The sequence below is a fragment of the Thermus sp. genome (assembly GCF_056332225.1).
In genome coordinates, this window is record NZ_JBWGQW010000105.1 from 1 (window position 1) to 2,289 (window position 2,289).

Here is a 2,289-nt window from a genome sequence, read left to right on the forward strand (position 1 = left end):
CGCTACAAGGAGGCGGTGAGGGCGGGGGGCAACCCCCAGGCCCTCTACCAGGAGATGGTCTGGCCCGCCCTGCTCCGGAAGTGGCGGGAGGAGCCCAGCGTTTACCCTTCCCCTCAGCCTTTCGCCGTCTCCGTCCACACCCTGGGCACGAGCCCCGAGGCCACGGCCCTCGCCATCCTGGGGGCGGGGGCGGGGAAGGTCTACGTGCTCCACACCGCGGAAAGCGCCCGCTTCCTTCCCCGCCTCCGGGAGGACACGGCGAAGGACCTCTACCCCATAGAGATCGGCAAGAGCGACGTGGCCGCCATCTACCGGGAGGTGAAGCGGCTTTTGGAGAAGCACCCCGATCTTCCCGTGGCCCTGGACCTCACCAGCGGCACCAAGGCCATGAGCGCGGGGCTTGCCGCGGCGGGCTTCTTCTTCCAGCGCTTCTTCCCCAGGGTGCGGGTGGTCTACGTGGACAACGAGGACTACGACCCCGAGCTCCGCCGCCCCCGGGCGGGCACGGAGCGGCTGGTGATCCTCCCGAACCCCCACGAGGCCCTGGCGGAGGTGGACGCCCTCTTCGCCAAGGAGCTTTACGGGAAGGGGGAGTTCGGCAAGGCCGCCCAGTACTTCGGGGGGATGGTGGGGAAGACCGGGGACCAGGCCTACGCCCTCTACAAGGCCCTCGCCGAGATGTACCGGGCCTGGCGGGCCCTGGACCCCAAGGAGGCGGTGCGGCAGGGGAAGGCCCTTTTGGGGAAGCTTTCCGAGAACGCCTGGCTCAACCACCCCCTAAACGGGAACAGGCGGGCCCTCGAGGCCCAGGTAGCCCTCCTGGAAAGGGTGGAGCGCTTCCTGGACTCCCAGGACTTCGGGGAAAGGGCGGGGGTCTACGGCCTCGCCCAGACCCTCCTCCGGCTCTCCCAGGAGGTGGGGGAGGGCCAGCCGGTCCTCGCCGCCCTCTACGCCTACCGGGCCCTGGAGCTCCTCCTGCAGGAGAGGCTCGCCCTCCTCGGGCGGAGGGCCGAGGCCCCGGGGCTTTCCCCGGAGGAGGAGGGGGCCTTAAGGGAAGAGCTCGCCCGCATCCTCCAGATAGAACCCAAAGAGGTGCGGGTGGGGGCCAAGCTCGGCCTCCTGGACCTCCTGGCCTTCCTGAGGCTCAAGGGGGACCCCGTGGTGGGGGCGGTGCCCCTTCCCGAGCTCCAGGGCCTCGCCGGGGTTCTGAAGGCGAGAAACGAGGCCCTGCTCATTCACGGGTTCCGGGTGCCCACGGGGAAGCAGGTGGGCCAGCTCCAGGGCCTGGCCCGGCGCCTCCTCCAGGACCTCGAGGCCCGCTCCGGGGTGCAAGGGGTCTCCCTGGAGCCGGTTCCCCTGGGGTTCTGATGGTCCTCGCCGCCCTGGTGCTCCTCCTGGAGGGGGAGGGCTTCCCTGAGCCCCTGGGCCTTCGGGGCTTCTTCTACGCCCTCCTCAAGGAGGTGGCCCCGGAGGTCCACGACCTGGGGGAAAACCCCTTCGCCCTGGGGTTTGGGGGACGGGAGGGGGCTCCCTGGGCCCGGGTGAGCCTCCTCAAGGAGGACCTTTACGCCCGGCTCGCCCCCAGGCTCTTCGCCCTGGAGGGGAAGGAGGTGCGCCTAGGGCGGCCCTTCCGGGTGCGGGCCGTGCTCCAGGAAGGGCACCCCTGGGCCGGGGTCAGCACCTACCCCCGCCTCTTCCAGGGGCCCCTAGACCGCGACCTTCCCTTGCGCTTCCACTCCCCCACCTTCTTCCGCCGGAAGGGGGTCCACTACCCCCTCCCCGAGCCCAGGCTGGTGCTGGAAAGCCTCCTGAGGCGCCTCGAGGCCTTCGGCCCCCTGAAGGCCCCCCCGGAGGTGCGGGAGGCCCTCCTGGAGCGGACCACGGTGCGCTCCCTCTCCGGGCGCACGGAGCGGGCCGCCACCGAGGTGGACACCGTGGGCTTCGTGGGGCGGGTGGTGTACCACCTGCCCCGGGCCACGGAGGAGGAGGCCCTCTGGCTTTCCGCCCTGGGGCGCTTCGCCTTCTTCAGCGGGGTGGGGGCCAAGACCTCCTTGGGCTACGGCCGGGCCAAGGCGTTCGCCGAGAGGGAAGGCCCCGCCGGGCCGGGCGGTGGGGCCGAGCCCAGCCCCTGAAGGCCGCCCTCTTGGGACGGGAGCGCTACACGCCCTTTTACTTGCGAACGCGCTAGTTGCTACACTTGTGCGCAAAATTACGGGGCAAAGCCGTCTTTTAAAGCTTTCTCATCTGGTAGCTTCGTCCTGAAGGTTTCTTTCCTCGCAAAAGTGGACT

The 2,289-nt window shown here is 70.2% G+C and carries 2 protein-coding genes; both read left to right on the forward strand.

Annotation, left to right across the window (positions count from 1 at the left end):
- Window positions 1-1,368, forward strand: a 1,368-nt coding sequence (locus AC01Y6_RS10190) for a TIGR02710 family CRISPR-associated protein (RefSeq protein WP_476671395.1), incomplete at its 5' end; no start/stop codon positions are given.
- Window positions 1,368-2,132 carry a CRISPR-associated endoribonuclease Cas6 gene (gene cas6, locus AC01Y6_RS10195; protein ID WP_476671397.1) on the forward strand — a complete coding sequence of 255 codons (765 nt, stop codon included), beginning with the start codon at window positions 1,368-1,370 and terminating at the stop codon, window positions 2,130-2,132. The genes AC01Y6_RS10190 and cas6, both read left to right, overlap by 1 nt.
- Window positions 2,133-2,289 lie beyond the last annotated feature (157 nt).

Coding starts and splice junctions, on each gene's coding strand:
- cas6 (WP_476671397.1), top strand. CDS start 1,368: ATGGTCCTCGCCGCCCTGGTGCTCCTCCTGGAGGGGGAGGGCTTCCCT.